The sequence below is a fragment of the Enterococcus malodoratus genome, from assembly GCF_027659535.1.
Lineage (GTDB): Bacteria > Bacillota > Bacilli > Lactobacillales > Enterococcaceae > Enterococcus_A > Enterococcus_A malodoratus.
This window is the reverse complement of the sequence record NZ_JAQDPG010000008.1, coordinates 214,816-221,490: the sequence shown is the minus strand read 5'-3', so window position 1 is coordinate 221,490 and position 6,675 is coordinate 214,816. Positions and strand designations below refer to the sequence as shown.

The 6,675-nt window shown below is 43.3% G+C and carries 7 protein-coding genes; 6 read left to right on the top strand and 1 reads right to left on the bottom strand.

From position 1 onward, the window contains the following. Nucleotides 1-53: 53 nt before the first annotated feature. The gene (locus PGP85_RS14480) at nt 54-422 is read right to left on the bottom strand and encodes a cell wall protein (protein ID WP_270328185.1); all 369 of its coding nucleotides are present in this window, start codon (nt 420-422) and stop codon (nt 54-56) included. 360 nt (nt 423-782) lie between these two features. On the opposite strand from PGP85_RS14480, the gene PGP85_RS14475 reads away from it, so the two are divergent. From PGP85_RS14475 to PGP85_RS14450, 6 genes are all read left to right on the top strand, one after another. After that, nucleotides 783-2,159, top strand: coding sequence for an adhesive domain-containing protein (locus PGP85_RS14475; RefSeq protein ID WP_270328183.1), 1,377 nt, complete (start codon nt 783-785; stop codon nt 2,157-2,159). Between the two features lie 399 nt (nt 2,160-2,558). Then, nucleotides 2,559-3,884, top strand: a complete 1,326-nt coding sequence (gene rsxC / locus PGP85_RS14470) for an electron transport complex subunit RsxC (RefSeq protein ID WP_270328181.1) — start codon at nt 2,559-2,561, stop codon at nt 3,882-3,884. Further along, nucleotides 3,881-4,822 (top strand): RnfABCDGE type electron transport complex subunit D, encoded by a 942-nt coding sequence (locus PGP85_RS14465; RefSeq protein ID WP_010740522.1) that lies wholly within the window; start codon nt 3,881-3,883, stop codon nt 4,820-4,822. Before rsxC ends, PGP85_RS14465 begins: the two co-directional genes overlap by 4 nt. Beyond that, on the top strand, nt 4,819-5,382 hold the full coding sequence (locus PGP85_RS14460) for an FMN-binding protein (protein ID WP_090401965.1): 564 nt from the start codon (nt 4,819-4,821) through the stop codon (nt 5,380-5,382). Before PGP85_RS14465 ends, PGP85_RS14460 begins: the two co-directional genes overlap by 4 nt. A 13-nt stretch (nt 5,383-5,395) precedes the next feature. After that, nucleotides 5,396-6,073 carry an electron transport complex subunit RsxE gene (rsxE, locus tag PGP85_RS14455; protein WP_090401967.1) on the top strand — a complete coding sequence of 226 codons (678 nt, stop codon included), beginning with the start codon at nt 5,396-5,398 and terminating at the stop codon, nt 6,071-6,073. Continuing rightward, the gene (locus PGP85_RS14450) at nt 6,073-6,663 is read left to right on the top strand and encodes an electron transport complex protein RnfA (protein WP_270328180.1); all 591 of its coding nucleotides are present in this window, start codon (nt 6,073-6,075) and stop codon (nt 6,661-6,663) included. The genes rsxE and PGP85_RS14450 overlap by 1 nt, the downstream gene beginning before the upstream one ends. Nucleotides 6,664-6,675: the final 12 nt, after the last annotated feature.

Here is a 6,675-nt window from a genome sequence, read left to right as displayed (position 1 = left end):
ATGGACTTTCTTTTTTTCTACTCAAAAATTCTATTTACACAAAATATTTTACGCTATCCAATGATGCTTAAGAATAGATTTCGTTGATCATTTGTTTGCAAATAGCGGGAAATACCAGAACTTGATATTTTGCCGCCGTTGGAAGGTGAACCAGGAGAACCGTTAGAATAATTATTGCCTGACGTTCCTTTGCCTGTATCAGATTCCATTGTGGTACTTGAATCATTTGTGCTGTTCGTTGTTGTAGAACTATTGGTCGTTTGTGATTCGGAACTTGTACTGCTGGTAGAATTTTCCGTGTTGGCGGTACTGCTTTCAAAATAATATTGCACCTTGCCATCAGTGACGGTAGCTTCGGTTTGTGAAGAAAGAACAACGAAGAGCGACAGAAAACTCAAAAGGATTACAATCTGTTTCTTCAATTGCCTCCTCCTTTCCCCGTCCTCAGCGGAACGTTTTCAAATTCAAAACAAAGCATTTCTTTCCTGCGCAGAAAAGAGTTTGAAGCTTATGTCGGCATTATATAGCGCTGTTTAAAAAAATTGCCATAAAATTGCTCACGCTTTCTTCACAGTTAAGCAAAACATTTTTCACATTTTCCAATTCCATGTTTAATGGGTAGAGAAGGCAATGGAATACAGCGATCTTCAGCGGGAATAGGTGCTGTTTGCTCACCAAAAAAAGTTATTTTTTGTTCGTTTGAAATAGTGTTAATCTATTATTTTCTCGTGCTGGAAATTTTTGACAGGTTCAAAATAACGGAGAATGAAGGGGGAAGTAAAATGAAGAAAACGCGGTCTCGTTTGCTTCAAAAAATCTGGATTACAGTATTCGCATTTTTTCTTTTTCTAACAAGTTCTAATATTATAGTCAGTGCGGTTTCAATTGATTTATTTGCTAATACACAGGTGAATAACAATAGTGGGACCACGGCAGCGGCACCGTACTTAAATGTCAGTCAAAAACCAGTGACGTTTACCGTCAATGGGACTACAACGGGTGTTGGATTGATCAAGACCGGGAAAAAATATGCGTTGATCTCAGTTCCATCGCCGCTTTCAGGAAAAGTAACACCTAATGGGACAGCCACCGTTACCACGACCGTCACAATCCCATTAGCGGATCTGCCGCTCTCAGGTGTTTTAGGTCTGCTGTCAACCTTAGTAACTACGATAACTACATTACTGCCATTAAATCCTTCGTTACAGGCGCCCTTGAATAGTCTCAATCAGGCGATCAATAATTTGAAAAATGAAAACTATGGCAATCATAATCTGCCGATTGCGACAGAACAGCTATCGGCTACCTTGTTAGGAGTAAATATCAGTCAGGGATTATTACCGATCTTAACTAGCACCTTATCCAATCGATTGATGGATTTGAAAAATATTCTTAATACACTGCCGCTTGGATTAATCGGTGCAATTCTCACATCTGTACTATCGAGTGTAGACGGTTTGATTACTTCTTTAGGTAATCCCAATTCAGCGATCAGTACAAATCTAGTTTCCGCATCGATCTTAGGTTCGACCAATGTCTCAATCCCGACATTTGTGACAAGTCCAGCGGGTTTGGCGCAAGATTATACGGCCGCGATTCGTGGCGGGATCGTACAGACAGACGATCTGACGATTCAACTATTAAGCAACTTTGGCGGCAATACGAATATTTATTTCTCCGCTGGTTCCCTAGCTATGAAGAGTGAACTGCTGCCGGGCAACTTAAACTTTGGTACACATCCAATCCAAACAAAGGCCGATGAAACCTGGAATGCATATGTTGGTGGAAACAGTGCCAATCCTCTGCAAACCGGGACGATTCGAATTGATGATACACGTACTACGGCAAAGGCTTGGCAATTAAAAGTCGCACAATCAAATAACTGGACAAGCGGACAAAAGAACTTGTCTAATGCCAGACTTGATATTGCTTTAGGAGCCTTAAGCACCAATTTTCAAAACTATTCTTCGATCGCAAATCAAATGATCCATATGATACCAAATGAACAGCTAGTATTAGTGAATCTTTCCAATACGACCGCCTCAGGTTATGTCGAGATGCCGCTAAATCAATTTCAACTTTTCGTTCCAAAAAACACACCGAAACAAATAGGAAATTATAAAACCACGTTGCAATGGACGATTTCAAATACACCATAAAGCAAGCTCAAGAAAAAGCGCCTAGGAAATGAGGTGATCCCCAAAAGGTAGACTAAAAATCTGTCTTTTGGAGGTCGGTTCAAAACTAGGCGCTTTTTTTGACGAACTTTGTGAAAGTTAATTACATTTGTTTTTCACTATGCTATCATAAATATAGGAGTTTACTGATTAAATTGGATCAGTAACGAACGAAATACTTTGTGAATTAATTATTCTGAATCGCTAGAATTATCTCAATTGAATCACTCAATCCAAAGGAGCAAGTGGATAAGCAGGTCTTTTATTTTTCTTTTTTCGAGTATTTAGGGTCGTAGATTTGGTTGCTGGCATTGAAAACAAGTGGTCTCAAATGGATAATTAACATGAACGAGTCCGTTTGATCACAGGGGAGGTTTGTCTATGGATACATTAACGAAAGCAATCGCAAAATTTAAAGGAGGTGTCAAAGTCCCTCATAATAAAAACACGGCAGAATTTGAAAGCGTTTTTATGGAGCCGCCTAAATTGGTTACCATTCCAATGCAGCAGCATATTGGAGGGATCTGCAAACCAACGGTTAAGAAAGGGGACGTTGTCACCGTCGGTCAAGTCATCGCTGATTCAGAAGCATTTGTTTCGGCACCGATTCATGCATCTGTTTCCGGCAAGGTGAAGGGGATCAAGCCTATCTTGTTGGCAAATGGTCAAACTTGCGATGCGATTCATATTGCAAGCGATGGCCTGCCGGTTGAATTTCCGGAACCAAGTCCGATCGAAATCCATTCAAAGGAAGACCTTTTGAAGGCCGCACGTGAAAGCGGGATCGTTGGGATCGGCGGGGCAGGTTTTCCGATGCACGTGAAATTGAATGTCAGCAAAGAGGCGCCGATCGATACCTTAGTGATTAATGGCGCGGAATGTGAACCCTTTATTACATCGGATTATCGAGAAAGTTTGGAGTATCCTGATCGAATTATTGCCGGTATGCAGGCTGTAATGAAGCATTTGAATATCGCACATGGTGTTGTTGGGATCGAAAGCAATAAACCAAAAGGTCTGAGAAGACTGCGGGATCATCTAAATGAACTTGCAGATCTCGATCCGACGATCGATGTGATGGAGATTCCTTCGCTTTACCCGCAAGGAGCGGAAAAAATGCTGGTCTATGCGACAACTGGACGCAAGATTCCGCCAGGAAAATTACCGTCTGAAGTCGGCTGTTTGATTATGAATATCTCGACAATCTCGCTTTTGCAGCGGTATATCGAAATCGGCATGCCTTTAACGCATAAAAGGATAACGGTAGACGGAAATATCGCTCAGCCGAAAAATGTGGTCGTTCCTGTAGGGACACCGATCGGAGATGTTATAAAATTCTGCGGCGGGTTGATTGATGAACCGAGCAAGATAATTTTGGGCGGACCGATGATGGGAATCTCGCAATTTTCAACGGAGCTGCCGATCACGAAGCAGACGAACGCCATTACGATTTTATCAAAGGCGCAGCGTTTGCCGGAAGAATCGCCATGTATTCGCTGCGGTCGTTGTGTGGAAGCTTGTCCGATGTCCTTGCTGCCGGTCCAGATCGAACGCTGTACACGAAACAATGATGTCGCTGGTCTGCAGAAGCTTAATGTATCCGCTTGTATGGAATGCGGCTGTTGCGCCTTCGTCTGTCCTGCTGGCCGCCGACTGGTTCAGTCCATGAAACGAGCAAAACAGTTAGAAAGGGAGGCTGCCAAATGAACAAATTACCTGTTTCCATCTCGCCGCATCTCCATTGCGGCCGCAGCAGCCGGAGTATCATGCTGGATGTGATCATCGCGTTGGTTCCGGCAATCATTGCTTCTACTATTATATTTGGTTTTCGTGCTCTTATCTTGATCATTGTTACTGTGGCCGCATGTGTCATCAGCGAGTATTTAACAAGAAAAATTTTAAAACGGCCAGACTCGATTCATAATTTGACGGCTGTTGTTACAGGGATTTTACTAGCCTTGAATCTGCCGGTTACATTGCCTTTTTGGATGGCTATTTTAGGCGGTGTGATCGCCATTGTGATCGTGAAGGAGTTTTTCGGCGGTGTCGGTCAAAATTTCGTCAATCCGGCGATTACGGCCCGTATTATTCTGATGATGTCCTTTGCGTCTCAAATGAGTACTTGGCAGCCGCCGCTAAACTATTATATGTTTCGGCCGGATGTCATCTCTTCAGCCACTTATTTTTCAGCATCTCAAACAGGGCAAAAAATTCCTTCATTGCTAGATATGTTTTTAGGAATCCGAGCAGGTAGTTTAGGTGAAACATGCGCCTTGGCTTTGCTTCTAGGCGGCGTCTATTTAGTAGCCAGAAAGGTAATTTCACCGATCATTCCCCTTTGCTTTATCGGCACAGTGGTTCTCTTTTCCACCTTGCTAGGAGGCGATCCATTGTATCAAATGATGTCTGGCGGATTATTGCTGGGAGCGATTTTTATGGCGACCGACTATACGACATCTCCTATTACAAGAAATGGCAAGATTATTTTTGGGATTGGCTGCGGAATCATCACTGTTCTGATTCGTTTCTTTGCGGCACTGCCGGAAGGAGTTTCTTACGCCATTCTATTGATGAATATTCTTGTTCCTCATATTGAGAATTTGACGATTCCAAAGGTCTTTGGTGAGGGGGCGAAGGTGAAATGAGACGAGCCAGCTCTAAAGTCATTTTTACGGATGCCCTTTGCCTGTTTATTATTTGTTTGGTAATTACCTTTGCCGTTGCGGGGACACGCTCCGTGTTTAAAGAGCGCATCGCAAAACAGGAGTGGGATCAGACTCAAAGTGTGATGAGTCAGTTGATCAAGGCAGAAGATTTCAAAGAGGTCAAAGTATCCGGAGAAAATCAGGGCTATAAGGCACTGGATTCATCGGGCAAGACATTAGGGTATCTTTTCGTGACTAAAGCCTATGGGTATGGTAGCGATGTCAGTGTCATGAGTGCAGTCAAGGAAGGAAAAATCGTCGGGGTAGATGTTTTGGATGCTTCGAACGAAACACCAGGACTCGGACAAAATGTTACGAAAAAGGATTTTGTTGACCAGTTTGCGGGTCTCAATGAATCATTAGAAGTTGTGAAGAATGACCCATCGGGCGAAAATCAGGTCGAAGCAGTTACCGGAGCCACCAAATCTTCCAATGCGGTTGCTGCGTCAGTCAAAGAAGCACTTGTCCTATTTGAACAAGTTGCTAAATCAGAGAAATAAGGGGGGAGAAGAGATGGAAAAAGAAAAAGCATCGCGCATTTTCAGCAAGGGAATAATCACCGAAAACCCGGTTCTGCGGTTAACTCTGGGGACTTGTCCTACTTTGGCGGTAACTACTTCTGCCTTGAATGGACTAGGGATGGGGATCGCTGCGACAGTAGTGCTCTTAGGTTCCAATGTCATGATCTCCCTTCTGCGGAAAGTGATTCCTGATCGAGTCAGAATTCCGGCGTTTATCACTATCATCGCTGGGTTTGTAACAGTCGTTCAATTAGTTGTGAAGGCTTTAGCACCGGCGCTAGATGCGACATTAGGGATCTACTTGCCGTTGATTGTGGTGAATTGTATCATTCTTGGCCGAGCGGAGGCCTATGCCAAGGATCATACGGTTCTTCATTCAGCCTTAGATGGACTAGGGATGGGTGTCGGATTCACGATGACGCTGCTCTGTATGGGAGGGATTCGCGAGCTGTTGGGAAGCGGTACGTTTTTAGGCTTTCCAATAACAGCGGGTGTGATTCCGCCAATGACAATCATGCTGTTGCCGCCAGGAGGCTTCTTTATCTTTGGGATGCTGGTCATGCTGGCCAATAAATTAAGCGACCGCAAAACTAAGGAAATTGATTGTACCGCTTGTCCGATTGCGGAAGCCTGTACGATCGTCTGTGATGAAAAGGCGGGTGATCAGTAATGCAGATTTTTGTAACTATTTTAGTTGCTGGTATTTTAACGGATAATTTTGTTTTATCTCAGTTTTTAGGTATTTGTCCGTTCCTGGGAGTATCAAAAAAATTGGATACGGCAGTCGGAATGTCGCTGGCAGTTACATTTGTAATGGTATTGGCAACCTTGGTGACTTATCCGCTCTATGATTCGCTGCTGGTGCCGTTAGGTTTGGATTACTTGCAGACAATCGTCTTCATTCTGACGATTGCGGCCTTGGTACAGTTGGTGGAGGTTGTCATGAAACGCTATATGACACCACTATATAATGCTTTAGGTATTTATTTGCCGTTGATCACCACAAATTGTGCGGTATTAGGTGTAACGATTTTAAATTTTTCAAAAAACTATTCCTTTATGCAATCAATGGTCAATTCATTCGCGGCGGGGATCGGATTTCTATTAGCGATGGTAATTTTCGCCGGCGTACGTGGGCGCTTAGAGGGTAATGATATTCCTGAGTCGCTCCAAGGATTGCCGATTACGTTGATCGCTGCAGCAATTGTTTCATTATCGTTTCTAGGTTTTGCCGGTTTGGCAGAAGGATTATTCCAGTAGGGGGGTGAAATT

Coding starts and splice junctions, on each gene's coding strand:
- PGP85_RS14475 (WP_270328183.1), top strand. CDS start 783: ATGAAGAAAACGCGGTCTCGTTTGCTTCAAAAAATCTGGATTACAGTA.
- PGP85_RS14450 (WP_270328180.1), top strand. CDS start 6,073: ATGCAGATTTTTGTAACTATTTTAGTTGCTGGTATTTTAACGGATAAT.
- rsxE (WP_090401967.1), top strand. CDS start 5,396: ATGGAAAAAGAAAAAGCATCGCGCATTTTCAGCAAGGGAATAATCACC.
- PGP85_RS14465 (WP_010740522.1), top strand. CDS start 3,881: ATGAACAAATTACCTGTTTCCATCTCGCCGCATCTCCATTGCGGCCGC.
- PGP85_RS14460 (WP_090401965.1), top strand. CDS start 4,819: ATGAGACGAGCCAGCTCTAAAGTCATTTTTACGGATGCCCTTTGCCTG.
- rsxC (WP_270328181.1), top strand. CDS start 2,559: ATGGATACATTAACGAAAGCAATCGCAAAATTTAAAGGAGGTGTCAAA.